This is a genomic window from Planosporangium flavigriseum, from assembly GCF_011947225.1.
Lineage (GTDB): Bacteria > Actinomycetota > Actinomycetes > Mycobacteriales > Micromonosporaceae > Planosporangium > Planosporangium flavigriseum.
In genome coordinates, this window is the sequence record NZ_JAATVW010000005.1 from 37,073 (window position 1) to 63,827 (window position 26,755).

Annotated in this window: 24 protein-coding genes and 1 tRNA gene; 16 read left to right on the forward strand and 9 right to left on the reverse strand. The window is 66.8% G+C overall.

Annotated features, from left to right (window positions below):
* Positions 1–160 precede the first annotated feature (160 nt).
* The 6 genes from HC028_RS09185 to HC028_RS09210 all read left to right on the forward strand — a co-directional run bounded on the left by HC028_RS09185 (position 161) and on the right by HC028_RS09210 (position 8,377).
* Positions 161–236: transfer RNA gene (locus HC028_RS09185), tRNA-Arg, on the forward strand.
* Between the two features lie 107 nt (positions 237–343).
* On the forward strand, positions 344–1,180 hold the full coding sequence (locus HC028_RS09190) for a DUF2637 domain-containing protein (protein WP_168075270.1): 837 nt from the start codon (positions 344–346) through the stop codon (positions 1,178–1,180).
* 338 nt (positions 1,181–1,518) lie between these two features.
* A complete protein-coding gene (locus HC028_RS09195) occupies positions 1,519–3,195 on the forward strand; it encodes a replication-relaxation family protein (protein ID WP_168075272.1) in 1,677 nt (558 codons plus the stop codon).
* Between the two features lie 390 nt (positions 3,196–3,585).
* Positions 3,586–4,200: a hypothetical protein gene (locus tag HC028_RS09200; RefSeq protein ID WP_239075476.1), complete on the forward strand. Its 615-nt coding sequence runs from the start codon at positions 3,586–3,588 to the stop codon at positions 4,198–4,200.
* The gene (locus tag HC028_RS09205) at positions 4,197–6,239 is read left to right on the forward strand and encodes a hypothetical protein (protein ID WP_168075274.1); all 2,043 of its coding nucleotides are present in this window, start codon (positions 4,197–4,199) and stop codon (positions 6,237–6,239) included. The genes HC028_RS09200 and HC028_RS09205 overlap by 4 nt, the downstream gene beginning before the upstream one ends.
* 41 nt (positions 6,240–6,280) lie before the next feature.
* Entirely contained in the window at positions 6,281–8,377 is a 2,097-nt protein-coding gene (locus tag HC028_RS09210) for a hypothetical protein (RefSeq protein ID WP_168075276.1), read from the forward strand.
* Positions 8,378–8,590: 213 nt separating this feature from the next.
* On the opposite strand, the gene HC028_RS09215 is transcribed toward HC028_RS09210, so the two are convergent.
* Positions 8,591–8,935, reverse strand: a complete 345-nt coding sequence (locus HC028_RS09215; protein WP_203981329.1) for a hypothetical protein — start codon at positions 8,933–8,935, stop codon at positions 8,591–8,593.
* 119 nt (positions 8,936–9,054) lie between these two features.
* Entirely contained in the window at positions 9,055–9,297 is a 243-nt protein-coding gene (locus HC028_RS09220) for a hypothetical protein (RefSeq protein ID WP_168075278.1), read from the reverse strand.
* A gap of 273 nt (positions 9,298–9,570) precedes the next feature.
* On the opposite strand from HC028_RS09220, the gene HC028_RS09225 reads away from it, so the two are divergent.
* From HC028_RS09225 to HC028_RS09255, 7 genes are all read left to right on the forward strand, one after another.
* Positions 9,571–10,737 carry a helix-turn-helix transcriptional regulator gene (locus HC028_RS09225; protein ID WP_168075280.1) on the forward strand — a complete coding sequence of 389 codons (1,167 nt, stop codon included), beginning with the start codon at positions 9,571–9,573 and terminating at the stop codon, positions 10,735–10,737.
* A 9-nt stretch (positions 10,738–10,746) separates the two neighbouring features.
* Complete coding sequence (locus HC028_RS09230) at positions 10,747–11,469, forward strand: 5-formyltetrahydrofolate cyclo-ligase (RefSeq protein ID WP_203981328.1); 723 nt, start codon at positions 10,747–10,749, stop codon at positions 11,467–11,469.
* 377 nt (positions 11,470–11,846) lie between these two features.
* The gene (locus HC028_RS09235; RefSeq protein ID WP_168075282.1) at positions 11,847–15,584 is read left to right on the forward strand and encodes an NACHT domain-containing protein; all 3,738 of its coding nucleotides are present in this window, start codon (positions 11,847–11,849) and stop codon (positions 15,582–15,584) included.
* Between the two features lie 371 nt (positions 15,585–15,955).
* A complete protein-coding gene (locus HC028_RS09240; RefSeq protein ID WP_168075284.1) occupies positions 15,956–16,141 on the forward strand; it encodes a hypothetical protein in 186 nt (61 codons plus the stop codon).
* 94 nt (positions 16,142–16,235) lie between these two features.
* Complete coding sequence (locus HC028_RS09245) at positions 16,236–18,152, forward strand: recombinase family protein (RefSeq protein WP_168075286.1); 1,917 nt, start codon at positions 16,236–16,238, stop codon at positions 18,150–18,152.
* 226 nt (positions 18,153–18,378) lie between these two features.
* Positions 18,379–18,609: a hypothetical protein gene (locus HC028_RS09250; protein WP_168075288.1), complete on the forward strand. Its 231-nt coding sequence runs from the start codon at positions 18,379–18,381 to the stop codon at positions 18,607–18,609.
* 251 nt (positions 18,610–18,860) lie between these two features.
* The gene (locus tag HC028_RS09255) at positions 18,861–19,376 is read left to right on the forward strand and encodes a hypothetical protein (RefSeq protein ID WP_168075290.1); all 516 of its coding nucleotides are present in this window, start codon (positions 18,861–18,863) and stop codon (positions 19,374–19,376) included.
* 96 nt (positions 19,377–19,472) lie between these two features.
* Here HC028_RS09255 and HC028_RS09260 read toward each other — a convergent pair whose 3' ends face one another.
* The gene (locus HC028_RS09260) at positions 19,473–19,877 is read right to left on the reverse strand and encodes a hypothetical protein (RefSeq protein WP_168075292.1); all 405 of its coding nucleotides are present in this window, start codon (positions 19,875–19,877) and stop codon (positions 19,473–19,475) included.
* Positions 19,878–19,918: 41 nt separating this feature from the next.
* On the opposite strand from HC028_RS09260, the gene HC028_RS27480 reads away from it, so the two are divergent.
* On the forward strand, positions 19,919–20,614 hold the full coding sequence (locus tag HC028_RS27480) for a class F sortase (protein WP_168075294.1): 696 nt from the start codon (positions 19,919–19,921) through the stop codon (positions 20,612–20,614).
* A 581-nt stretch (positions 20,615–21,195) separates the two neighbouring features.
* On the opposite strand, the gene HC028_RS09270 is transcribed toward HC028_RS27480, so the two are convergent.
* On the reverse strand, positions 21,196–21,690 hold the full coding sequence (locus HC028_RS09270; protein WP_168075296.1) for a universal stress protein: 495 nt from the start codon (positions 21,688–21,690) through the stop codon (positions 21,196–21,198).
* Positions 21,691–21,798: 108 nt separating this feature from the next.
* Here HC028_RS09270 and HC028_RS09275 point away from each other — a divergent pair, with 108 nt between their 5' ends.
* Positions 21,799–22,488: a DsbA family oxidoreductase gene (locus HC028_RS09275; protein ID WP_168075298.1), complete on the forward strand. Its 690-nt coding sequence runs from the start codon at positions 21,799–21,801 to the stop codon at positions 22,486–22,488.
* A gap of 19 nt (positions 22,489–22,507) precedes the next feature.
* Here HC028_RS09275 and HC028_RS28110 read toward each other — a convergent pair whose 3' ends face one another.
* Positions 22,508–22,636 (reverse strand): hypothetical protein, encoded by a 129-nt coding sequence (locus HC028_RS28110; protein WP_275408251.1) that lies wholly within the window; start codon positions 22,634–22,636, stop codon positions 22,508–22,510.
* A gap of 150 nt (positions 22,637–22,786) precedes the next feature.
* On the reverse strand, positions 22,787–22,960 hold the full coding sequence (locus tag HC028_RS09280) for a hypothetical protein (protein WP_168075300.1): 174 nt from the start codon (positions 22,958–22,960) through the stop codon (positions 22,787–22,789).
* Positions 22,961–23,131: 171 nt separating this feature from the next.
* Between HC028_RS09280 and HC028_RS09285 the strand changes: the two genes are divergently transcribed.
* Positions 23,132–24,301 carry a helix-turn-helix domain-containing protein gene (locus HC028_RS09285; protein ID WP_168075302.1) on the forward strand — a complete coding sequence of 390 codons (1,170 nt, stop codon included), beginning with the start codon at positions 23,132–23,134 and terminating at the stop codon, positions 24,299–24,301.
* Positions 24,302–24,320: 19 nt separating this feature from the next.
* Here HC028_RS09285 and HC028_RS09290 read toward each other — a convergent pair whose 3' ends face one another.
* The 3 genes from HC028_RS09290 to HC028_RS09300 all read right to left on the reverse strand — a co-directional run bounded on the left by HC028_RS09290 (position 24,321) and on the right by HC028_RS09300 (position 26,726).
* Positions 24,321–25,169, reverse strand: coding sequence for a helix-turn-helix domain-containing protein (locus HC028_RS09290; RefSeq protein WP_168075304.1), 849 nt, complete (start codon positions 25,167–25,169; stop codon positions 24,321–24,323).
* A gap of 81 nt (positions 25,170–25,250) precedes the next feature.
* The gene (locus tag HC028_RS09295; RefSeq protein ID WP_168075306.1) at positions 25,251–25,667 is read right to left on the reverse strand and encodes a PPOX class F420-dependent oxidoreductase; all 417 of its coding nucleotides are present in this window, start codon (positions 25,665–25,667) and stop codon (positions 25,251–25,253) included.
* Positions 25,668–25,709: 42 nt separating this feature from the next.
* A complete protein-coding gene (locus HC028_RS09300) occupies positions 25,710–26,726 on the reverse strand; it encodes a protein kinase family protein (RefSeq protein ID WP_168075308.1) in 1,017 nt (338 codons plus the stop codon).
* Positions 26,727–26,755 lie beyond the last annotated feature (29 nt).

A 26,755-nucleotide genomic window follows, 5' to 3' on the forward strand; every position in this document is an offset into this window, starting at 1 on the left:
GCGCGGCCCTGAGCGACGGTGCGTGTCCGTGATTGTCGAGCAAGATCACGGCGGTGCGTGTGATCGGTGTGCGATCGCCGGTCGGCGCTGTCGCTGCTGATCGGCGGTGAGCGTCCCTGACGCACGCTGATCGTCGCTGGCAGGTACCCTAGTGCCCGTCGCCCTCGTAGCTCAGGGGATAGAGCATCGGTTTCCTAAACCGTGTGTCGCAGGTTCGAATCCTGCCGGGGGCACCAAGGACATGGGCACGGTCGTCGAGATCACGGACATTGGTGATCGAGGCGGCCGTTTCGCTTTCTGTCAATCCTGAGGCCGCTGGTCGGCGCCGGTCGGGCGGTGCGCGATGAGCGCCACGAATCGCGTGATCGTCGGTGCGGCCGGAACGACGGTGGTCGGGCTTGCTGGGGTCGCCGGGGCTATCTCTTATTCGCACATGGCCGAGTTGGCGCGGCTGCACGGCGAGGTCGGATGGCGGGCGCACGCGTTCCCGGTGTCGGTCGACGGGATCGAGATCGTGGCGTCGCTGGTGTTGCTGGCGCATCGCCGGGCTGGGACGCGGGCGGGCTGGCTGCCGTGGGCGGCGCTGGCGGCCGGGACGGCGGCGAGCGTCGCGGCGAACGTGGCGGTCGGGGGTTCGGATCCGGTCGGGCGGCTGGTGGCCGGGTGGCCGGCGGTGGCGCTGTTGGTGTCGATCAAGCTGCTGGCCGGGCTGCTCGACTCCGCGCCGGCTGATGTCGGCTCCGGTGGTGATCGGGTGGCGATGGCCGATGCTCCGGGTTGCGAGGATGCGGCCGGTTCCGATGGTCCCCATGGTCCCCGCGGTCCCGTTGGTCCCGACGCGGGACCGGATGGGCCGCAGGCGGGACGCGATGCTCCACGGTTGACCGAAACGCTGGGGACCGGTTTGCCTCCGGATGAGCCAACGAGCCGGACCGGCCTGGCCGAGTTGGAGACCGCTGCCCGCGTGGTCCGAGACCAGCTGGCCGCCGCCGGGACTCCGGTGAACCGGCGCAACCTCGCGACGGGACTCCGCGCGGCCGGCCACCGGGTCCGCAACGACCGGCTCAGCCACCTGCTGCGCGTTGTCGTTACTGCCGACGGTCCGGAACCGTTCACTGCTACCGGTAACGGCGCCAGAGAATACGCGTCGGCCCCGTTCGGGGGTGGTGACCGTGGTTGATCTCAGGACGCGAAAGATGCTGGCGGCTCTGTCAGCGCTGCTGCCCGGCGGTGCGCCGAATCTGTCAGTCGCAAGACCATCGTCAGCCTTCGGCGGTCGTCGGGGCGTGACAGGTACGGTGCGGCGTCCGACAGATGCGCAGCGGCACGCGGTGACGTCCTCGTTCTTGTTTCGTCAGCGCGGGGGTTGCCGGTTGCTCTTGCTCCGAACGGCGAGCCCTGCGGCGCTGTCAGTGCTGGTCGGGACCGCTTTCGGGCTTTCGGGCCGACCGGCGACTGACACCTGTGGTGTCACCGGAAGCAGCCCATGGAGAGTCGGGACGGATCGGCGGTGCTGCCGTGGCTGACCGCTCCTTCCTGACCCAGCTGCGGGCCTCGGGTGGTCCGTCGCATCTGTTGCTGGTCCTGCTCGACCGGCACCGGGTGATGACCACTGGCCAACTCGCCCGCGCGACGGGGGCGCCGGAACGGACCGTGCGGTACCGGATGGAGCGGCTGCGCGCGGCGAACCTGGTCGAGTGTGCCCGCCCCGGTCGGGAGAGCGGCTCGGCTCCCCGGCACTGGTGGCTGCGGCCCGCCGGCGCCCGGCTGGTGACTGGGACCGCCGCGGCCGAGGGCCGCCCGTCAGCGATGTTCGCCACGCACGCCGCCGCGATCACCGAAGTGTGGCTCGCCCTCACCGAACACGGTCCCGCCATCGGCGTCGAACCCGAGGAGTGGCTGACCGACCGGGCCGGCTGGCAGGAGTGGGACGGCACCGGGACCTGGTCCCGCCGGTACCGGTTGACGCCCGACGCGGTCACCCAGGTACTGCTGGCCAGTGCCGGGAGTGCGGTTATTTTCGTCGAGGTAGACCTGGCGTCGATGACGCAGACCCTGCTCAAGCAGAAGGTGGTCCGCTATCTGGCCTACGCCGCCGACCGGGCCTGGCTTGGGGTACACCCGCACTGCCCGCCTCTGCTGCTGCTCACCACCACCGCGACGCGGGCCGCGACCTTCGTCCGCGCCGCCCAGCCACTGCTCGACCAACACGAACGCGCCTACGCCACCGGCGACCGCGCCGAGGCGCCCGTTGTCGCGGCGTGTGGCCATGTCTGCGACCCGGCCCGCGCGATCGTCGAACCGTGCTGGATGCTGCACGAGGCCGCCGCCGGCGAACTCACCCTGGCCGAGATTCTCACCGAGCGGCTCGACGCCCAAGCCGAGTCCGAGGCATGGCACACCTACCAGGACACCGTCGTGCGTCGCCGGGCCGACCTCGACGCCCTGGGCGATCTACGCTCTGTCAGCGGGCTCGCCGACTGGCTGGGCAGCGAATGCGCCGCGGCGGCAATGCGGGCAGTGGTCGGCGATGACCCGGCGAAGTTCCTCGACACCGAACCCAACCTCGCCAACCAGATCATCGACTGGAGCCGGGTCCGGCGCAAGATCGGCCGCTTCGAGGCACGCGACCTAGCCCGGCCGCTAGTCGCCGTGCTGGAGGACCGGTATGCCGCGCTGTGGACCGAGCAGGCCCGCCGACTGCTCGTCGCAGAGGACCATCTTGTCGCGGCCCATCCACCCCTGTGCCGGCTCGCCGCGACGCTGGCCGCAGGGAACCTCGCTACCAGCGCCGAGATCAGCATGCTGGGCGTGCCGCCTACCGGCACCCGCAGGCGGCTTCAGCACCAGGCGTACGACGACTACCCCGCCCGGCGGGCCGCCGCCGTCGACAGCCTCTGGCAGGCGATGGGACGACGAGCGCGCCGGCACACCAGCCAGGAGAAGCTCGCCGCGAACTTTGACAAGGAGCACCTGCTCATCTGCGACACCTGCGAACTCATCTATCCCAAGCCCGAACAGGACGAGACGTTGTTCGACCGGTGCCCGTACTGCGACGGCACCCTGCTCGACTGGGCCGACCGCGCCTCGATCGTCTCCCTAACGCGGCGACTCGACGACATCCGCGAGCACCTCCAAGCAGTGAGCCGACGGCGTTGTGCCCCGTGTGCGGTGCCGACGAGGACCGACAGGTGAGGCGGGCGGGGACGTACGGATCGCCGTCGCGGCAGCTGCTCAAGTGCCAGCTCAAGGGGCCGTGGGAGGCGCCGGACGGCGCACGGAAGCGCCCCGTGCTCGCACATGGCAGCGTTCGGCCCCAGCGTCCAGGCACAGGCCGATGCCCAGGCGAACCAACGCCATCTCTTCCCGGCCCACCACACCCTCGCCGACGGAAAGGAGGCTTACCGTTACACGTCGACACTTGGCCGTGTAGTTCGTCAAGCGCGCTGAGTGTATCGAGGATTGCGCCGACCGGACGATCGCATGACATGGGTCTATGCCCGACAGCTATAACTAACTACGTTCTGATCCATGCCAGCCACAGGAAGTGATGGCGACCCGTACTTCGACGCAGTACGGATCTTGTTGCTGCTTGACGCGGCAGCTCGGCCAGTGGAGCAGGCGGCAGACGTGCCGGCGGATGCCGTTGCGGTGCTCAGCGGAGAAGGCCGACTGCAGAAGCTCGACTTTTGGCTGCGGTATCCCGACTACCTTGCAGACGAACTGCTAAACGACTACGCGACAAGCCGCGAGACGTTCCTGCTTGATCTGGCCGGAGAGATTCTGGACTCCGAGGAACCTGAGCTGCGGTCCATCCCGATGCTGCGGTACAAGTTTGGCGCGTACGAGCCCCTGGACATGGCGCTGTCGATCCTGGTTTCCGAAGGCTTGGTGGCGCGCGACCCGCTCATCGGGGGTCGGCGCATTCTGCGCAACAACTACTACCTGACCGCACTCGGCCGCGACGTCGCCCGGTCTGCCGTCGACGAGTTCCCGGTCCTGAGCTGGTACGGCAACCGTGTCCGAGTCGTCGTAGCGCTCGCGGACGGTTCAGGCCTGACGGGCACCGCATTACGCAGGCGGCAGTACCTACAGCGCGACTACGCCGGTACCGGATTGAACGAGGAGATCGGATCGATCGCGGAGCGAGCCCGAAAGCGGCTGGCGACGTTACGCGCGCAGGCGGGAGTGGACGCATGACTGACGCGATACCCGGCGAGGACGAATTGCTGTCCGAGATCGCCGCCGACGCCCGAGTAGAGCCAGAGCGGGCACGGCAGATCCTTCACGATTTCGGAATCAGCCTTCGACCGCCCATGCCTGCCCAGCGGCACATCACCATCCGGCGGCTCTACGTCGCCGGCGTCAAGTCCGGCACCCACAACGGCACCGACGGCCCGTTCAAGAAGGACGTCAACCTCGACCCGGGCACGTGGGTGATCGCGAGCCGCGACAAGAACTCCGCTGGCAAGACGAGCATGCTGTGGGCCCTGGTGTTCGCCTTACGCGGCGAATCGGACGAAATGTACGAGAGGTCTGAGTCGTTCAGGTGGTTCGACTACATCCGCGTCGACGCGGAGGTCTCCGGCGTCGCGGTGTCGATCCGGCTGCAGGTGCAGAACGGACGCTCGTACAGTGCGACGCTGCTAACCGCCGAATCAATAGATCAGCTCCTAGCCCTTGACGGTCGAGAGGATGCGGGTCCAGGGGTCAGGGTCGTGGACCGCGCGGTGGGTCCGGGCCCCGTTGCTGACCTGGTGGGTCGGTTCATGATGGAGCGGCTTGGACTACGCCCTCTGGAGACGTTCGCCGCCTCCAAGGGGGCACCGACTGAGGATGACGGCGAGCGCGACGGGGCGGTGCAGCCGCACGCATGGCCCTCGTATTTCCCGATGATCGCGTTGAGTTCGGCCAGCGATTCGTTCCTGTTCGGCAAGACCGCCGTGGGCCAGCTACCCACCCGACTCATGCAGGTCTTCCTCGACGTGCCGTTCGTGGCCGACACGATGGCCGCCGACGCCAGTGAACAGGTCTCCAAACAGAACACGCGGCATGCCGAGCGGCGGGCCAGGCAGGACGCGCGGGCCCGCGTCGAGCGCTTCGGTGACCTGGATGGCCAGCTGCGCGACGCACGCGCTCACCTGAGCCGCCTTCGCCGCTCGGTGCCCGACCTCGAACCGCTGCGCGCCGCGGCGAGGGCCGCAGGCACTGCGGTAGTGCAGGCGGAGCGTCGATTGTCCCAGGTACGCGCCCTGCATGAGCAGGCCCGGCGAGCACGTATCGACGACGAACGCCGCCATCGGGAGGCATCAGAGACTGCAGCTGCGAGGGCGTTGTTCGCCGCGCTGAGTCCGCATGCGTGCCCGCGCTGCGAGACCGCAATCGACGGTGACCGCAAAAGGCGAGAGAACGCCGAGCAGGTGTGTGCGGTATGCACGACCCCGCTCCACCTGCCGGAGGCAAATGAGGAGGACCGACAGGAAGTCCTGAAGCGGCTTCGCGAGCAGGCGGCGGCCTCACGGGCTGCCGAGCGCCGAACCAGCGAAGCGGTAGCGAAGGCCGAGACCACCCTGGCCGACGCCCGACAACACGAGCAACAGGCCAACGCCGCACTGGATGCGGCGATGCGTGATACGGACGTGCAGACGCAGATTAGCGCCGCGGAGTACGAGGTAGCCCGGCTCGCCGGCGCCGTACAAATCCTCGATGAGCTCGGCGAACCGGAGCCAGTCGAAGACGACGATGCCCAGCGCGTGCTGGCGGTGGCGGCCAAGATCCTCAAGCGGGTGGCGTCCACAGCGACCACCGATCTGTTCGCCGAGCTGAACAGCGAGATCGTCACCGTTGCCCGCGAGCTGGGGGTGGCCAACCTCGACTCGGTCAGACTCGACCTGTCCGGGAAGCTCAACGCCCGCAAGTCCGGCGAGGAGGGCACCACTCCGTTCAAGAAGTTCAGCCCGGGCGAGCGGGTGCGCCTCCGAATCGCAATCATCATCAGTCTGATGACGGTCGGGCGCCGTCACGGCATCAACTCGCACCCCGGCCTGTTATTGATCGACTCACCGGCGGATGTCGAGATCATCCCCGGGGATGTCAAGATCATGCTTGAGCGGCTGCTCGCACTCGGCCGAGACACCGAAGGCCTGCAACTGATCCTCACCACCGGTCACGACGCTGTCTGGGACGTCTTCCCCAGAAGCCAGTTGATCGTTGGGGCAAACGACAAGCACCTGTTCTGACGCTTGTGGACAGGTCCCGCACGGGCTGATAGGAGTGGCAGATGCAGCAGGCGGCGATACCGGAGGAGATCGCCGCTGCCATCCAAACCTGGGCCGCGAACGCGGATGAGCGCCGGTTCACTGATGGCCCCACCCTCGCCGACCTCGGCGGTACGACCACCGTCGCCGAATCCTCGGCAGCCATCGCCGCCAGCCCTTGGTTTCTCTATCTCATCGACGCAGCTGGCAAGGCAGGGGACCCGAGCGACTCCACGGCAGGCGATGACCTGCAACGCATCGACACCGCCATCGCCGACGGCTTTAAGACCCACGAACGTCCAACGTCATACGCCAGCGCTGTCGGGCGACTCCTGCACTACCCCCGGCTTGCCAAACGCCTAGACCGCCGACTCGAGCGGGCCCTGTTCGCGCGCGCTGAGGATGCATTTGCGCCGGCGGCACCTGCCCGAGCCGTAGCAATCGGCGCCAGCGCACTGGAAGCCCTGGTTCATCTCATCACTACCCGGGTGTACAAGCAGCACCGCCTTCTGACGTTCTTCGGTGACCTGCTCGAAACGATCGACACTGCCCCCGGCGAGTTCAAACGACGGCTGCCTCGCCTGGTGGGCATCCTGCATGAGCACTTTGCCGAGAACGACCTGATCACACTGCTGCAGCAGCTGGCCCGAGACCCTGCCGCCGATCACGACGCCGGATTCGAACTCGCCCTGGCCGACCTTCGTCTCACGCTGGATGCCGAGGACTTCCCGACCGTCTTTGATGGCTTGACCAGGGCGCGCCGTGGCTTCGCCGCCCTCACCACCGCTCAGGAGCAGCGGCATGATGCTGAGGCGTACGCAGCCGCCATCGACGCGATCGTGGCGTTCAACCGCGGTGACGTCGCCCCGGTTCAGGAGGCGTCGACACGACTCGGCCAAGCAGTCTCCCAGCACGCGGCATGGTTGGCCGGCTGCTACAGCCCGCCTTGGATGACCAATCGCCGCGAGGAAGAGCACGCCTGGCAGCGGCTGTCAGTGTTCCTCGCCGCGGCAGCAGAGCCGCTCAGCGACGACGCGTGGTATCGCGTGGACGAGGCGATCGGTGCGCTACTCGACGCGTACAGGGCGAGCCGGACCTTCCCCCGCCGCTTTGGCGGTGACGACATTTCCAGCGCGGGAGTGGAGGAACTGATCGCGCCGGTTATCGAAGCCACCTTCGCCGACAATGCACGTAATCTTTCCCTACTCGACCGGGCGCTGGCCGAAGATCCACGCTTCCGACAGGACGCCGTTGCACGGCAGCTCAGCGAGGCGGTGCACGCCGCCGTTGCCACCGCCCACGGGCCCCCAACAGGCGCACCCCGTGGTGATGTCCTGGGAAAAGATTTGCGCCGGGTGCCGGCGATCCTTCGTCACTTTCGCGCTGACCACGCTCTCGCTCTTCTCGATCGCCTTTCGCCCGAGCTTGTGCAGGAGCTGGAGAACAAGCTGTACGACGCAAAGATCGCCCGCGCCGAGACCGGCAACCCGAAGGTCGAGGCGCTGCTCGACGGCCTCGAGCGTCACCTCGCCACATCACCCGATTGGTCTCTGGCCGGCGGTCCCTTCATGGTCCTCGTCCGGCAGACCGTGCGGTTCCTCATGCGCTGCTACAACATCACTGCCCGTACGGGCGGTGCGCGCACCGCGTACCTGCACGTCGCCGCGACCGGCGATATCCCCAAAGAATGCGCGCTACAGTCCGACTACCTCGACTGGCTCAAAGACGACGCGTTCTACAACGCGATACGTGCGGAGGTTCACGACATCGCGGGTGGCCGCGCCGATGTCGTTGTGGAACTCCCGGGCATGAGTTTCTACGTCGAGTGCAAGCGCGAAGAGACAAACGCCTCCCGCGACGGCTTGCATCGCTACGCCGGACAGGCAAGGGCGTACAGCGTCACCAACGTCGCCTTCGGCATCCTGCTGGTCCTCGATCTGACCAAGCACCGGACCGGGGTACCCGATCTGTTTTCCAGCGTCTGGCTCGAGTCTGTCCAGGTGAACGCCGAGGAGACTCCACGACAGATCGTTGTCGTCCGGGTTCCCGGTAACCGTCCGGACCCATCCGCGACCCGGACACCTGCGCGAATCAGTGACGCCGCCGGCGTACCGCAGTGAACTGGAGGAGACTCCAAAGTGCCTGACCGCGCGCGCGAAAGCCCTCGCCGACGACGTCGCCCCATTGCACGTCCATGCAGACCGCGGGCAGCGCGCACGAGCCCATTATCACACCGCCAGCCCCCCAGCCACTGGTCGCCAATCGCGGCGGTGACGCCGGCAAGTAGGGCAACGGCCCGGACCTGCGTGTCCGGGCCGTTCGCTGGTCTCGGCCTACGCCTGTGATGAGGACGTGTGGTTGTACTTGCGACGATGATTGCGGACGCTCTCTGGAGTGCCGCAGTACCAGCAAGGGGGATTTTGCCCGTCGTCGTGTCCGCAGGCTTCCCAGTGGCCGGCATCGACGGCCGCACGGATGACGGGGCGCCCACGGTGTGGGGCGTAGCCGTAGGCGGTTAGGAGTTGCGCGACGGATGCGCCGTATTCGGCTGCGACCAGCGCAGCCTCGGCGATCTTGTCGTGGCCTTGCGCGAAGAACGAGCCGAGGCCTGTCTGCTTGCCGCAGCCGCACCAGCAGTTCCCTGTTGGGAGTAGACGTTCAGAGTTCACGTCAGTCACGTACCCAAGGTAGACGTCCTAGGAACAGCGTCAAGAGCCTTATTCAAGAAATGACTCCTAGGAGTCGCCTCTAAGACTCACCGTGTCGTCTGCCTTGATCGGCGGCGCATACGGCCGTCTCACCGGCGTCCTTCCCTGCCGGTTGGCCGTAACCAGCGTTCGGGCTCGGCCATGAGCTGGCCGGCGGCGGCGAGTTGGTCGTAGGCGTACCGCCAATCCGGGCAGGCGCGTATGCCGCAGATGGGGCACTTCCCGTTCGACGGCTCATTGGCGTGGGTGTCGAGAATCCTGCGGAGGTGGGCCACCTGCTCTGGGGACGTCGCGTGCGACGATTCGCCCTTGCTGTCTTCGAAGAAGCTCACATGGTGCTCCCCGCTGCTGATGGCATCTCGCCCGTTACGGCGGATGGGTTGGCACCGAGACGGGCGGGGTTTCGGACTACGTGGCCGGCTGCCGAACCGGCGTTTTCCGTTGACCGCCCGGCACCCGTCCCGGGCCATGCGTCCACACAACCGGCCCGGACTCTCGCACTCCATTGCGGGAACTGCGCAGAACTGGCGCATCCCCGTTGCGCCGTATCCGGTGGCCTGGATGAATGGATCCGTCACCACCGGAGCGACGAAGGGAGGGAGATCATGTCGTACAGGCGGTACCGCCTAGCGCAGCGCCGCAAGGCTGTCGGGCTGAGCCAGGAACGGCTGGCCGAGGTGGTCGGCGTCGATCGTTCGACCGTCGTCCGGTGGGAGCGAGCCGAAACCGACCCGCAACCCTGGCACCGGCCCCGACTCGCCACCGCACTGCGGGTTTCCGTCGAAGAACTGGCCGAGCTGCTGGCCGACGTGGGCGAGCCGCCATCACGACCGAACGAACGCCTCGACTACGTCCTCAAGCGCCCCGGCAGGGTTGATCTCATAGCCGTTGCCTACCTCCGTGAACAGGTGCAACGCCTCGACGAGCAGTACGAACGCGTCCCATCGACGCAACTGCTCGCCGAGACCGGCCAACTCCACGGACAGACCGTCTTCCTGCGAGAGCACGCCACAATCGGCCCGGTGCGGCGCGAACTGGCGGCCGCCGTGGTCGAATCGGCGACACTGATAGGTCAGCTCGTCTGGGACGCCTCGCAACGACGAGACCACTCAGCCGCCATCGGCTACTTCGACCAGGCGATCACCGCCGCGCAGCAGACACGCGACGTCGTCGCCGAGGCCCACGCCCAACTACGCAAGAGCTACGTCGCCCTCTACGGCACCGGCAAACCGGCCGCCGGGCTGGCGCTCGCCCACCACGCAGCCGTCACTAGCCAGCACGACAGCCACGTCATCGCTGGGCTGGCCTTGCTCCACGTCGGCGAGGCTCACGCCATGCTCGGCGACACGCGAAGCTGCGACGAAGCCCTCGGTGCGGCAGAGAGGCACTTCGCCCAAATCGAGCCGCACGACCCGGCCGGCGTCCTGTTCTGCCCCAGCCAACACGGCCGACTCGCCGGCTCCTGCTGGCTGTTCCTCGGCAAGCCCGGAAAGGCCGAACCCATCCTCGACGCGACGCGCCAACTCCTCACCGTCCGACGGAAGTCCACCGCGATTGTCCTTGGCAACCTGGCACTGGCCAGCATCCGGCAACGCAACATCGACACCGCCGCCGCCCGCCTGCACGAGGCGATCGACGTGGTCGAGCAGACCCGCGGCGGGGGTGGCCTCAACGTCGTCTTCGCCGCCGCCCAGGAGCTGCGGCCCTGGCGCAACGAACGGGCCGTGCAAGAGGTCAACGATAGGCTCTTCACGTTAATGATTGCCGGGTAGGAGCCCGCCGTGACGGACACCGAGATCGACCGTGCCAAGCAGGCCGCCCGCGAGCGCGTCTGGAACCTCCTGGAACGCGCAGGCGCCGCACCGCCCGGCGTCCACGGCCACATCCCGGACTTCGCGGGAGCCGACCAGGCCGCCGCACGACTCGCCGAGCTCCCCATCTGGCGGGCGGCAACCGTCATCAAGTCCAACCCGGACAAGGCCCAACTTCCCGTACGTGTCCGCGCGCTCCATAAGGGCAAACTGCTCTATATGGCGGTGCCGAAGCTCGCCACACCGGCACCCTTCTACCTACTCGACCCGGCCACGCTGACGATGCCACTCGAAACAGCGGCCAGCAGTGGCGGCGCGGCCAAGACTGCGCGGACTATCGGGGTTGACGAGATGCGTCCAGTTGACCTCATCGTCTGCGGCAGCGTTGTCGTCAACCGCAACGGCGTACGGGTCGGCAAGGGAGCCGGCTACTCCGACATCGAGGTAGCGCTGCTAACCGAAGCCGGGCTGATCGGACCGGAAACTACAATCGTCACGACAGTGCACCAACTTCAGGTCGTCGAGGATGAGCTACCCGAAACCGAACACGATTTCCGCGTCGACGTCATCGTCACACCCGACGATGTCATCGAATGCGGTTCGCCGATGCGACCCAACGGCATCATGGCAGGGCACCTTAACGCCCAGAAGGTCCGCGACATTCCCGTCCTCAAGCCATATGCAGACAGGTAGTGGAATATGCGCGTTTAGCGATCGGGCGAGGCAAGTCACATACGGCGAGATAGGCGTATCCACAACGTCTGACCGAAGAAAATTTGATGCGGTTCGAACAGAAAGGACAGGGATTGGTCGTCGCGCCCCCAATCGATCAACCGGACCGCTATGTCCTGCCACCCGGACAGACAATACCGCTCGATCGGCACGGATTCCTTGCGCTCCCCTCAGCGGACGACTGGTGGACGAGGCCACAAGTCGGGATCCGACCGATCAGCGACCTTCTAGGCGGTTCAAGTTTCATCCTGCTGGCCCCAGGGGGTGTCGGCAAGACAACCACCCTGAATAACCTTGAAATCCGTGAGCCTAACACACGTAGAGTCGACCTGCTTGGGTTGAGCAAGAGCGAAGTCCGGGAGACGCTCGCAAAAGCAATCGATACTGGCGGACCGATCTATGTTGACGCAATTGACGAGATTGCGTTGTACGAGCCCACTATTTTTCGCATACTCCAGCATGTCCTCACCACCTCGGCCGCGCAGGGTGTCGCTTGGCGGCTCGCGTGTAGGCCAGCGGCATGGAATCCGGCGCTCGCCGACTCACTTAGATCGCAGGGGTTCAGTGAGTGGCGACTCTTGCCATTGGACCGTCCGGCGGCGCATAAACTCGTCGCCACGGTAGTTGCTGACGCTCAGCAATTTCTCGACGCTCTGGTTGAAGCTAACCTTGGTCGGCTAAGCGCTTCGCCTATGCAGCTTGCTGCGACTGCAAGGCAGTGGCAGGCAACCGGTCGGCTGCCCGCGAGTCAGGCTGACTCGATTAGATTCGAGATCCAGCGCCTACTGTCTGAGACCAATGCTGCGCTTCCGCCGCCCGCACTAGCCACCGACCGGCAGTATCGCCTGGCTGGGCGGCTGGGTGCGATCGCTGTCCTAAGTGGCGTCACGGGCTTCGCTAGAGCCGCTACGCAAGCGCCGGGCACCTTAGCCATCGCCGATATTCCGTCTAACCCAGAAGCCGACGAGCCGGGCACGCCGATCGAACCCAATCACTTCGACGAGGTGCTCAGGACCGCGCTATTCGACGCAGCCCCGCATGGCACGGTGGCGTTCAGGCACCAGCAGTACGCAGAGTACCTAGCTGCGGACTACATCAGCCGACGACCGGTCGCCCATGCCCAGCTACCTGCGCTACTGGGCACAAGAAACGGCCTACTTCCTGGACCCGTGATGGGAGTGGCAGCCTGGTTGACCGCATTGATTCCCAGCCTCACCCAGGATCTAATTTCCGTCAATGCTCTAGCGTTAACCCAGGCAGGCGTCGAACTACCGGAAGCCGCTTGCGTAAAGGTTATTGACGGACTACTTGCAGCGGCGAAAGCCGGGGATATCGATCCCGAATGGGGACTGGATCTGTCCGGCCTTGTGCATCCAGGACTCGAGCAGCACCTTGCCGGACACGTTGAAACCGGAATCGAGCAACCAGCACAGGTTTGGTGGGTCTCTCGGCTCGCAGAGAGCGGCAGGTGCACAGGTCTGGTCAAGATACTGCGCTCCTTGGCTCTTGATCCAGGATGGCAGGCCTGGGCGCGCCGCGCCGCCATCTCCGCTGTTAGCGTTCTAGGCGGCGACGACGACCGGCGTGAGCTGCAGGCACTGCTTTGTCTCGACGGTGTCACCGATCCTGACGACGAGCTGCTTGCCGGGGCGATCGACGCTCTCTACCCGGAGCTGATGAGTACCACAACGCTGCTGGATGTACTACGTCCGCGCCGAAACGGCAACCTAGTCGGCGGCTACCTAGTCTTGCTGGGGACTCTAGCCGACCGTATCCCGCCAGAGGACCTACCGACTGTTCTCGCTTGGGCGGTTCAACGCGTCCGTGATGAGAACTACGAGAAAGACTACGGACGACTCATCGGCCAGCTCATCATGCGTGGGTGGGCGAGCGCGGACACCGCAACCGTACGTGAGCCCCTCACAGATCTCATCGCACAGCTTCTTCGGCCGCCGACATGGGGCCTACGTCGCAATGGTCTTCCCTGGGCAGAGGGTTCGCACGTTGAACGCCGGCAGAAGTTGGCGGTTGCTGTGGCCGAACGCCTCGATGAACAGCGGTGGTATCAGCTTCTGAGGTTCGGGTTGATAACCTCCACCGACATAGAATGGCTAATCGAAGAGCTGCCCGGTTTGCCGATTCTGGCGCAGTCCCCCTTAGCCAACTGTGTCTCACCTCTGCTTGACCATCCGACAGCGTCGCAGGCCGACATGATCCTGTCTCTAACGTCGTCGCATCCTGCCTACGAACCCACCAGATGGTGGCGCGATCCTGTGCCTGTCCAATCAGAGACCGCAGATCGGCTACGCGAGTTCCACTCATATGAGAAACAGGATGAAGCCGAATTTGCGGACACGTTGGCCCGACGTTCGGAACAACTGTCCATGGCGCTTGCCAACGCCGTAACCGATATCTCTACCTGGTGGCGTATCGCATACTGGCTGGCCAATGGTGATGAGGCTAGTGAATCCCTATTCACACACGACTTGAAGATGCGCCCAGGTTGGGCCTTGCTTAGCGACGACGAACAGCAACTCGTCGTCGAGCTGGGCCTACGATATCTCGACGCGCACGCGCCCCAGCCCACGAACTGGGCAGGTCGACAGACGATCACCACAGATAAGGCGCTTCCCGATTGGTCTGGCGTTTACCTGCTTACGACGCTCGCCCGCCACGCCCCCTCGCGGGTAAGGCAACTGAAGAAACCCATCTGGCAACGGTGGGCTCCCGCCATCGTTGGGGCATGGAACTACGAAGGCGGTGAGGACGCGCAACTGAGGTGCGACTTGGTCGACCTCGCACCTTCCGAGGTGCGCGCACACATCGTCGATGCGTCGCTCGACCACCTTGACGCACTCGCGGCAAACGATCAGCATCTCACGCCGTTTCCACTCTTTGACCACCTGTGTGCCGAACTCGCACCAGTGGTAGCCGAACGCATAGCTGAGAACCGCTACGGTGACCAACTCGGCGGGTCGCTCCTAGACCTGCTCGTCAAGCACTCGCCGCACGTGGCACTCCCCGTCTGCCGAAGGCTGTGTCAGGACAATACTTCGCCGCTATCTACAACGGCCTGCCGAAAGCTGGCCGAGTTAGATCCAGCCGGCACGGTCGACGATCTTGTGTCTTACAAGACCCTCGCTGACGAACTCTCTACCGTCGCCCCTCGCGTCAAGATTGGGGAACTCGATGACGGGCGCCTTGCCGCGCTCTGCCGCCTACTTCTTGACCGGTTCCCCGTCGCCAACGATCCTCCTGATGAGCCGGCAATGTTCGGCAGCGACGTGTACGAGACGCGCCAAGTGCGCAACCGCACGGTGAGCCTGCTTGCCGAACGTGGGCAAGTACGCACACTTGAGGAACTCGCCAACGAACGGCCCGAGGCTGAACAACTAATGATTCGCTACTACCTGCGTACCGCGCGGGCCAAGGCGGCGGATCTCGCTTACACCCATCCCACACCGCACAGTCTGCTTACTCTTCTCGGCCAGGCAGACGCGCGGCTCGTCCGTAGCAGCAGCGATCTGACGTACGTGCTCATCGAGCAACTGCAAGAGATACAGCACCATTTGACACACGGCGGCGGCTTCCGGGACATCTGGAACATCATCGACGGCCATGAACCTAGACCGAACAGTGAAGACGACATCTCCGATTGGGTCCGCCGTCAACTGGAAGCCCGGCTTGGCAACGGCAGCGTGATCGATCGCGAAATACAGGTCGAACGCACCAAATCCAAGGGTTTCGGCACTCGTATGGATCTAACCGCCACCAAAGGGACCCCTACATATCCAGCAAGTACCGCGAGAGTGATCGCGGAAGCAAAGCTAGTCAACAATCAGGAACTTGAGAGCGCGCTGCACGAGCAACTCGTGCAGAAGTACCTAAAGCCCGCCGGCCTTCAGCATGGCATCTACCTCGTGTACTGGGTGAATGCAGATCAACGACCAGCGAGTTGGGCACGAAAAGGACCCACTGATCGGAGTGAACTCCTCAACAGGTTGAAGCAACAAGCGGATTCCGTAAGGCCAGACTTCGAAATACAGGCGTTCATTCTCGATATCTCAAGGCCGTAATCCAGACTTCTCAAGTACTGTGCGCCCGTGTGGCAGTCGGCTGTTGCACATCCACCTTCACTAGTCCCCGACCGGCCGTTCGAGGAGCATGACACTGGTTGTTGCTGCTCTCATCAATTCCAGTACCAGCAGGCGATTCGGGTTGGTCTAGATCCAGTGTGACATCGCCGAGGCTCTATCGACGCCTTGACAAACGCCGCGAGCGGAGCGTTCATCGACAGGCGGCAGCGATCCGGTGGCGGCCGGTCAACCGGTCGTGACCAGCCCCGATTCCGGGGCTGCGCTGCCGTGACCGAGGAGTTCGTCGAGTCGCTTGGAGGCGCATCGCGGTAGCCAGGGATGAACAGGCGCCGCCGGCAGGGAACGAAAACGTGGCCCGCTCGTCTCGGGCCGCGATCCGCCGGCTGTCCAGCTCGGTGGAGATCGTCCGGGTCCATGGTCCGGACGCGGCGCATCTCGCCGAGGTCCAGCTTGAAGCGATCAGGGAGGTACTCGCATGGGCGTTAACTCAGCACGACATGGCCAGCCACATCGAGGACGAGGACCGGGCGGCATGAACACCGGACCGGATCGCCGGTACGGGACTAGGCCGCCCGGCCTGCCTACCAGCCCACCGCCACCGGCGGTACCACCTTGACCAAGGAGCCCTGCGTGACCACGCACCCCTCGATCAGCAGCCATCCATCGTCCATCTACCAACGCCCGAGCCCACCAGGCCGACCGGCCACTCCGCGCGTCGCGGTCGCGTTCCTGGCCCGGGTCTCCACCGACGACCAGCAAGACCCGACCCTCTCGTTGCCGCGCCAGCTGGCCAACTGCCAGGCGGCACTGCCGGAGGGCTGGGAGATCGTCGCCTGGTTCTGGGACATCGAGTCCGGCCGGACCTCCCTGGAACGGCGCGGCCGCAGCCGGGCGCACGAGCATATCGCCGTGCCGCTGCCCCGCGACGGCGGCCTGCTCGACCTGCTCGCCGAGGCCGAGCACCCCGGCCGGCGCTTCAACGTCGTCATCTGCGAGTCGATCGACCGGCTCGCCCGCCGCACCTACGTCGGCACCGGCATCGAGCACCAGCTCGAACAGGCCGGCGTGCGTCTGTACGCCGCCGACGAGCCGATCGACCCGCGCGGCAAGCGCTCCACCGGCCTGCTCACCCGGCGGGTCAAGCAGGGTGTGGCCGAGTGGTACGTGCTCGACATGCTCGAACGGTCCTGGGATGGTTTCAAGGTGCACACCGGGCAGGGCTGGAACATTGGCAAACCGCCGTACGGCTACGCCGCCCAGAAGATCGAGCACCCGGTCCCGGCCAAGGCCGCCGAGGGCCTGACCAAGACCCGCCTCGTCCCGGACCCGCAGCGCGCGCCGGTCGTGGCGCACATCTTCCGCCTGCGCGTCGTGGAGCGGCTCGGCTTCGACGCGATCGCTGCCCGCCTCAACAGAGACCACGACCGCTACCCGGTCCCGGAACCAACCAGCCCGCACCGGCGACGCGGCACCTGGTCCGGCTCGGCGGTACGCGACATCGTCACCAACCCCAAGTACACCGGATACATGGTGTGGAACCGTCGCGCCACCAAGTCCGGTGGCCGGATCAACCCGCCTGAGGCGTGGGTGTGGTCCGAGCAGCCGACCCACGAACCGCTCGTGACCCGTGAGACGTTCGAGGCCGCCGCGCAGGTCGCCCGTCTGAGAGAGGGTTCCCGCAACGCGGCCGGCCCGAACGCCGCCCACCGTCAGACCAAGCGCGGCTACTTGCTGCGCTCCTACGTCCGCTGCTGGCTGTGTGACCATCGGATGTTTGGCAAGACCCGCCGGGGCCACGCCTACTACTGCTGCTACCCGGCGGGCAACAACGCTGACCGCCTCGACCGCTACCCGGCCGACCACCCCAAGGCGATCTATGTGCGGGAGGACGCCCTCACCGAGGCCCTCGACCACGTCATCGCCACGAGAATCTTCGGGCCCGACCGGCACGCCCTCCTCCGTCGCGAGCTCGCCGACCGACCTGGCAAACAGCGGCTCGCCGATGCGGCCCGCGCCGATGCGCTGCGCGAGCAGATCGCCGACCTCGCCGCCCGCCAGGACCGGCTCATCGTCGAACTGGAAACCACCAACCCTGCCGATCGCGCCTTCCGCGACCGGCTCCGCGGCCGCTTCGACGCCCTGGAAGCCGAACGCGCCGACAAGACCGCCCAACTCGAAGCGCTGGAGGCGGCGAGTCACGTCGAGCCCGAGCAGGACATCAAGCTCCTCGACGGCCTGCCGCTCCTGCCGCACCTCAACATCACCGAAGCCCCCGAGCGGACCCAGCGCAAGCTCTACGACGCCCTCCAACTGCAGATCCACTATGACCGGCCCGACCAGGCCCGCTTCCGCATCGCTCTCACTGACGACACCGTCGAGATGCTGACTGAGGCGATCACCGGCACCCCAGCCAACGAACCGCAACCGGATGCCCATTTGACTGCCGCCCCGCCGGGGGCACCTCTCAGATCAGTGAAAACCTGGGTTGAGCAGGTAATAAGCGTGAGAGTCGATCTGCTCCCATGGGCAACCTTAGGCCGTCCGTAGCTCCCTGTTTGTCGGGGGTCCTGCAAAATACGGCAATGGATCTTGGCTGTGTTGAGCGTGGTCACACCGCAGATACCAAACGGGGCCGTAGCGCCTGACTGTGCAGCCAGCACCGGTCGATCTGGGACGCGTACTGCGGCCGGATACGTCGCTCAGTCCTACCGGGACGGCGCGATCACGTATCTCGAGTACTCGTACGCCATGCGCCGGTCTTCCAGTCGCGAAGGTGCTCAACCGGGCCGGGTTCTACGTCGCTCCGACCGCGTCCAAGGTGTCCGTGGCGCTCACCGGCGCCAGGGCCAATGCCGGCCAGGCCCAGGAGCTGATCGGCGTGTACACCAGTACTGATTCGCGGGCGTACCCGCTGTCGAGCTACGCGTACGCGATCGTGCCGACTGCGACCGGTGGCGCGTTCACCACCAACAGGGGCCGTGCCCTCGCGATGTTCCTGCGGTAGTCCGTCTGCGACGGCCAGCCGCCGCTGCCGATCACCGGCTGTCACAACCCGACCTTAGGCTCTGACGGGACCGACGTGCTTCTGGCGACCGCGCCGAACGCTCACGCCGGCCTACCGTCCTAAATGGAGTAGCGCCGGGCAGGCTCGCGTCGTTCCGGAGATCACCATCTCACCGAACTGGTTGAAGTGTCCCAGTGCACTGTGGACGTTCCGCGTCTCGGTGTACGTCGGGGTCGATCAGGTGAGGTGGCATGAAGCGTAGCGACCGGAACAGGGCCGCCAGCCGCGAAGTGTGGGCGTTGGTCGCCGTTTGGCTCGGCCTCGGTGACGTCGGCACCGCCGGTCCGTCGGTTCGACGTGGTGCCGCTTTCCTGGTGGTTCAGAGCGCCATCGTGGTCGCCCTTGTCGCCGCCATCGCGCTGGTGAAGCCCGTGTTGTTCGGTGGCGATATTCGGCGGGGGTGGCCATACGGCCTTCTCCTGCTGGTTCTGCCGATCGCCGCCGGTATCGCGCACAGGCCGGCGGGGCTCCTGGTCGCCCTGGCTGCTGCCGTCCCCGTGACGACGTCGATCCGCCAACTGAGGAAGCCAACCAGCCAACCGGGCCGGTCGGCGACTGAAGAGCGCGTCGACCTGCCGTACACGGGTCGCCTCGATTTAATCCGTGCCCCGGCGGATAGCCCGCCCCTGCCCGGGTACCTCACACCACGCCGGCCTAAGACCGACGGAGTAGCTCACCTGACCAGATACCTCATACCGTCGGCGTAGCCCGCACCACGCGTGGTCGCACAAAGCGAACCCCAGCAGTTCAAGGTCAGCAATCCGACTTTGCGGTCTCAAGGGGGTAGTGGTGCAAAAGCTGATTCAGTACGGCTTCCAGCGGGAAGCGAGAGACCCTGTTCGTCGACGCGGCGGAGTTTGGCTGCGTCTGCTGGCGACGGCGTCGCTTGCGGCGATGGTGGTGGGCGTGAGCAGCGAGGCGGCGATGGCCGAGGATCCTCCATCGCCTTCGCCGTCCGAGTCCCAGGCTCCGACGGGCTCGCCGTCAGCGACCGCCCAAGCCACCCAGTCTCCGACAGCGACGGCGTTGGCGACGGCGACGGCGTCTCCGACCCAGTGTCCGACGGCGTCGGCGTCTCCGACCGGTTGTCCGACGGCATCACCTTCCTCGGCGAGCCCGACGCCCAGTGGCGCACCCAGCACCGGTGGGGGCGGTACGGCCGGGTCCAGTGCTGTCTTCCTGATGGCGCTGGCGGGGATCATGCTCACCCCGGTCGGCATCGCTCTGCTGAGGCGACGTCGGGCTACGAATGACTGATCACCTGCCCCGTCTGGCGCGGGGCGCGGGCGTGACCGCGGTCCTGCTCGCTTTGGCTGCGCTGGCGAATGTCGGGCGGCCCGCGAGATTGCCGGTCACACCTGACCCGTACCAGTCAGCATGGGTTGTCCCGCCGACCGTTCCCCGTGCGTCGGTGGGGCAACCCGCCCAGCCCGTGTTTCCTCGCGCGACCCGGACCGCGTCGCCCCGCCCGACGCTGACGGCGCTGCCGCGTTCCAAACCGGTGCGAGTGTCGATTCCCGCAATCGACGCGGCGTCCTCGTTGATGCCGCTCGGGCTGAACCCGGACAGGACCGTCCAGGTGCCGCCGTTGTCGGACCCGATGCAGGCCGGCTGGTACTCGCTCGGTCCGACCCCGGGGGAGGTCGGGGCCAGCGTGATTCTTGGGCATGTGGACGGCTACAGCGAGCCGGGCATCTTCTTCCGGCTGCGCGACGTGCGGCCCGGGGACCGGATTCTCGTCACCAGGGAGGACGGCACGACAGTGCGATTCATGGTCTACCGCACCGAGCAGGTGCCCAAGGACGACTTCCCGACCGAGAAGGTCTACCGCGCCGCCGCCCGCCCGGAGCTTCGCCTTATCACGTGTGGCGGAAGCTTTGACTCGCAGTCGGGAAACTACCGGGACAACGTGCTCGTCTTCGCCGTCTTCGCCGGGCCTAACTGAGCTGCGACGGGTCGAGTTGTGAACAACGTTCGTGAATCTTTGCGCCGAGTGAAGGTGGATTCCTTTCAGCTCCTGGCGCCGACGGCCGACATAGAGCATGAGCCGCATCTGTCGGAGGGGTTGGGGCAGTGGAGGACGCTGTGGGGCTGGATGCCCTGATGGTTGTGGGGCACGCGACGTCAGGGGCCGGGCGTCGACGCCCGGACACGCGACGGTCAAAGTTCGGGCTGGCGGGCAGGCTGCTGGTTGGTGCGGTCATCGGGGTGGCGGCCGTCGGGGGTACCGTCGCGCTGGCCCATGCGGCGTCGACCCGGCAGGCGGAGAGCATCTTCGTGACGCCGGCCGCGCCTCCGGTTCCACCGCAGCCGCAGGCCCCCACCGGCGCCTCGTCGCCAGACGGGATCCTGCCACCGGTGACGGACCAGGCCGGGACGGCCCCGAGTTCGGACCCCTACGCGAGCCCCAGCGATCGGGGCCTGACCGAGGCGTCGCCTACCGTGGACCCGGGTGTGCACCAGGATGACGGTCTCTATGAACCGCCTGTGCCTCAGGATCCCCACTCGAACGGGTAGCCCCGCCGGTCACTCGTTCTCCGCCGACTTCTGGCCGCCGACCACCACCACGGGGCACGGTGCCTTCTCGATCAGATCGCGCGAAGTGCTGCCCAGCAGCAGTTCGTGGAGGGCGTGATGGCCGTGCGCGCCGACGACGATGGCCGGGCTGTCGTGCTCCCGGGCCACGCGGATCAACGTGCCGGCCACCGTGACGTCGATCGCGACGACCAGGTTCTCCGCATCGAGGCCGGCGGCTCTGGCCAGCGCCTCGCCGTGCCGTGCGGTCCGCTGCGCGCCCTCGTACATCGCCTGGTCGAGCTTGAAGCCCTGGTCCAGGTCGACGACGGTCGGCGGCGGCTCGAAGCCCCGGACGGGAAGGGTGGCCAGGTCGAGGGCGGCCCCGGCCGCCCACACCACGACCACCAGCACCCGGTGCGCGGCTAGCAGCGGCGCTGATGCGCGCAGGGCGCGATCGGAGGCCGGCGTCCCGTCGTAGCCGACGATGACAGGGCGAGAGCTCATGGCAGTTGTCACGTTACGCCTGATTCTTCGGCGCTCCACTTGGCGCGGCGAGCAGTGCGCAGGGCAGCCGGGCTATGGTTGAGTCTTCAACAACTGGGAGCGCTGAGCATGATCACTGTCGAGATCTGGTCCGATGTCGTCTGCCCGTGGTGCTACATCGGCAAGCGCCGGCTCGAGCGGGCCCTCGCCGAGTTCGAGCCCGTGGTCGAGATCGTGTGGCGCAGCTACCAGCTAGACCCCGAAACGCCGGTGGGCGAGCAGCGGGGGATGGTCGAGTCGTTCGCGGCCCGCAAGGGGCTGGGGGAGAGCCAGGTCCGCTCGATGTTCGCCCAGGTCACCGACGTTGCCGCCGGTGAGGGGCTGGAGTACGACTTCGACCGCGTCCGTCCCGCGAACACCCTGGACGCGCACCGGCTGCTGCACTTCGCGGCGGCCCACGGCCGGCAGGGTGAGCTCAAGGAGCGGCTGCTGCGCGCGTACTTCACCGAGGGTGAGCAGATCGACCATCCGGAGGTGCTGGCGCGGCTCGCGGGTGAGGTCGGCCTCGACGAGGCCGCCGCCCGGCGCGCGCTGGACGACGGAGCGCACGCCGACGACGTACTAGCCGATTTCGAGACCGCGCGGTCGTTCGGGATCAGCGGCGTGCCGTTTTTCGTCTTCAATCGACGGTTCGCGGTCTCCGGCGCGCAGCCCACGGAGGTGTTCACTCGGGCGCTCGAAGCGGCGCGGGAAGCGTCCGCCGTGGACGCTCCCCACGCTGAGGGCCACGTGTGCGAGGACGACAACTGCGCGGTTTGAACTCAACCCTCCGGAGGCGTCATCCACGCCCGGGCCGCGGCTCGATCTCCTCGGCCGGGACGTCCCGGTCGTGCCGGGCGACGCACCAGCGGATGCCGAACGGGCAGCGCACAACGCCCATCCGATCGCCGGAGAAGGCGTCGGCCACTGACCGGGTCCCCGTCGCGGCCCACCTGACCAGTCACACTTCATCCGTGACTTCACGCGAGCCATCGGGATGACGCCGGTCGCGTATGCCGACGCCGGTAGCCGCGGTCAGGCGCCGATCAGCGCCTGACGCTTGATTCTGGCGCCGGGGTCAGCGGTCGGCTGCGTGCGGCGCGACCGCGCCGGCACGGTGCAGGCAGTCGACGCACTGCAGGCGGTGGCCGCAGTCAGGACACCACTTCGTTTTGACCTTGAACGAGAACAGGCCGGCCAGGAAACCGAGGACGGCCGTCCCCGCCGTCGCCCCGAGGAGCGTGTACATCATCAGCCCTTCTCTCACGTTGGAAGCCGTTCGGGGGAGTACAGGGTCACCGCTGGGCTGTTGTCTACGTCGCATCATGGTCGTAGAAATACGGTGCTACTCGGTATCGGCTTGAGTAAATGGTTTACCTGTCGCCCAACGCCATTGGGATACGGGAGACCCGAGGTGATGACGATGTCGGCTTTCGGCCAGTCGCTACGTGAGTACCGAGTGCGGGCTGGGATGTCCCTCTCTCGACTCTCGGATGCCGTGCACTACAGCAAGGGTTACCTGTCGAATGTCGAGAATGGACGTAAGGCGCCGACCGCGGAACTCGCCCGCGCGTGTGACGGTGTCCTGCGCGCCCGTGGTGAATTGATCGCCGCCTGCCACCTCGACGTGGCGGCGGCTCGTGACACGAACCCGTGGCAAACCGCGGAGTTGCTGCGGCGTCTCCACGCGTACGACGCCGCACCGGGCACCTTGGCGAGCCTTGAGGCGACGGTGTTCGAGCTGTGCTGCCAGTACGTCTGCCGGAATCCCGCCGAGTTGCGGGCCGAGGCGCAGGACTGGTTGCAGCACGTCGCGGCGCTCCTGCGAAGACCCACCGGGTTACGGGCTCACCGCAGTCTGCTCGTATCAGCGGGCTGGCTGGCGCTTCTGATCGGATGCCTTGAGTACGACCTGGGTATGCGGGCGTCAGCCGAGGCGACGAGGGTTGCCGCACGGCAGCTTGGCGAGGAGGCCGACCACTCGGAGATCGTCGGGTGGACCTGCGAGATGTCGGCCTGGTTCGCGCTCACCCAGGGGCGGTACCCGGACGTGATCGCGAACGCGCGGGCGGGACAGGCGGCTGTTTCGGACCGCTCGGTGGTGGTGCAACTGATCGGGCAGGAGGCGAAGGCGCTCGCCCGCATGGGGAGCATCGCCGACCTCCGGTCGACTCTGGATCGCGGCCGGCGGATTCTTGACCAGTTTCCCGAGCCGAGCCGGACAGAGCATCACTTCATTGTCGACCCAGCCAAATGGGACTTCTACGCGATGGACACCTACCGGTTGGCAGGAGATGACGATCGAGCTGAACGGCATGCCCGCGAGGTGATCGCGCAGGGAACCGGTTCAGATGGAGTTGAACTGTCCCCGATGCGAATAGCCGAAGCTCAGCTCACACTCGGCGTCGTCGCCGCGCGGAAGGGCGAACTGGAGTTGGCGGTGGCCGCCGGGCTGTCCGCGCTGGCGGTGCCACGCCAGTCGCTGCCGTCCCTGTTGATGGTGGCGGGAGAACTCGACAGTGAACTGGGCCGGCGCTTCCCGGGCGAGCCCGCCACGGCCGAATTCCGCGACGCCCTCCGCGCGCTGCGCTAGCTATGCGTGCATGAATAGCCTATGCGCTGGTGCATAAGTACCGCTCGAGCTCCTTGGCGAGCGATCGGAGGTACCGAACCGATTCGGCGCTCTCCAGCGCGACGCTCTGCAGCGACTCGAACAAAACCACGTACCGCTGGATGTCGTCAGGGGTCGAGAAGTAGGCGTCGCCGGTCGGGGATTCGACGCGCGCCACGGGCGGGCTGTCGGCGGCGCGGAAATCGTACAGCGTGAAGCCGGTCGCCGAGAATGCGGCCGCCGGCCGCCCCAGGGGGATGACGCGCAGGTCCAGCCGTGTCAGCCGGTGCGCCCGTACGGCCAACGACAGGATCTGGTTGCGGACCAGGTCCACCGGCGCGACGGCGAGCAGGAGCGCCCGGGCGTCGAGAACAACGTCATACTGCGGACCGTTGGTCGCCGTCAGGGCCTCCTGGTGGCGCATCCGAGCCTCCGCCGAAGCGTCGGGATCGCCGTCGCCCATCGCCTCGCTGACCGATCGGGCGTACTCGCGGGTCTGCAGAAGATCGGACAGGGCGGCCGGTTGGTACTGGCGGATCCTGGCCGTCACGGGCTCCACGGCGGAGGCCGGGCCCCGGCTCCCGCGTACGATCCAGGCCCCGTCGCCGTTGTCGGCCGCCGTGACGCCGAGCAACTCGGCCCGGAGGTCGTCGCTCACGCCGTAGAGTTCGAGCAGCCCGGCGATGTCCTTGACGGTGATGGCGTGCAAGCCGCCTTCGATCCGCGAAACCTTCGACTGCGACCAGCCGAGCGCGCGGGCCACGTGCTCGCCGGGCAGACCGGCGGCGAGCCGCAGTCGGCGGAGTTCGCCGCCGACCCGTACGCGTTGAGCACTCGCCTCCGGCGGCACCGCGACCCCTTACTTATGCATGCATGAAACCGCCTCAGGTTAGCAGTATGAAGTCCAAAAAAAGGTGCAATTCGCTACGACTCAGCGCGGCTGGGCGCTGACCTCGACGTCGCGCCGCAGCATGCCGGGTTGGTCCGGGTCGATCCCCCAGGAGAGGACGCGGCGCGGGTGGATTCGGATGATGTCGTTGCTGGCGGGCGGCGTGGCGGGCGCGCCCCGCACCGCCTCCGCGTGCCCGCGGATCTCGATGCCGCGTACCCGCCAGGGGTCGACCGACGCCACGTCGTCGACGACGAAGGCGACCCGGCCGTTCGCCGCCACGTTGCGGAACTTCCGGCTGGCGCCCATGTTGTAGCCGCCGATGTCGATCGTGTCGGTCTCCGGGTTGTACCTGAACCCGACCGGGTTGTTCTGCGGCACTCCGTCCGGCCCGACGGTGGCCAGGCGCCCCAGGCGCTGGGTTGACAGGTACCGGCGTTCAGCTTCGGAGAATGGCATGCCGCAAGCGTTCAACCTGAAGCTGAGTTGAGGTCAAGTCCCTCAGTTGAGCACGTCGAACAGAGCGGGCCCGTACGCTGCGAGGCCGGCCCGCTGGCTGGAGGCGGGTATCTCGTCGGAATCGGCGACGGCGTGCTCGCAGCGGGCCCCGTACGCGGACTGGAAGACCGCCGCTGCGGCGATGGCCCGGCGTTCGGCGGAGCTGAACCGGCGCTCCCGCGCCGACTCGTACTCGGCGACGAACGCCGCCTGCTCCTCCGGCGTCGGCCACAGCCGCGTCCCGCCCCACTCCCACGCCAAGGGAAAGACGCGGGCCGCGTACCCGACGATCGTCGTCTCGCAGTCCCACACCAGGCTGTCCCAGTCATACGCGACGCTGACCCGGCCGTCGGCGAACCGCATCTGTTCGACCCGCCAGTCGGTGTGGCCCACGACCGGCCGGCCGGGGTCGTCGCGCAGGATCTCCAGCGCCCGGCGGGCCAGTTCGTCGATCCACTCGGCACCGGTACGGGTGGCGTCGAAGTCGAAGTGGGGGTGCGGGCTATGGTGCCAGAGCGCCCGTTGGTCGCGGAGCGGTGCGCGGGTGAGCGCCAGCACCTCCGGCACCTCGCCGGCGAGGCGGACCTGGTCGGCGAGCGCGGCGGCCATCGCCGCGCGTACCGATGAATCGTGTCCATCGCGGTAGACGCCGTCCTCGCGTAGCTCCTCGAACGTCACGAAGGCGTGCCCGCAGTGCGCCATGGCGAGCGGACGCGGGCAGGGGTACGCCGCGTCGGCGAGGTGGGCCTGCACCCGCTGGGTCGTGGTGAGCCGGGCGCGGGTCTGGGTGGGCTGGTGCACCTTGGCCGCGACCCGCCGGCCGTCGGCGAGTACCAGGCCGGCCACCATCCCGACGTTCGAGCGGTAGAACAGGCAGTCTTCGACCCGGGCGAGGGTACGGGCGCAGCACTCCTCGATCAGCGCTGCTGCCGCGTCGATATTGCCGGTGCCGAGGGCGCGCCGCTCCAGCAACGGGTCGTTGTCACCCAGGTAGGCCCGCATGGCGTCGGCCGTTCGCACGGTGTGACGGTAGCTGTGATTTGCCTGTC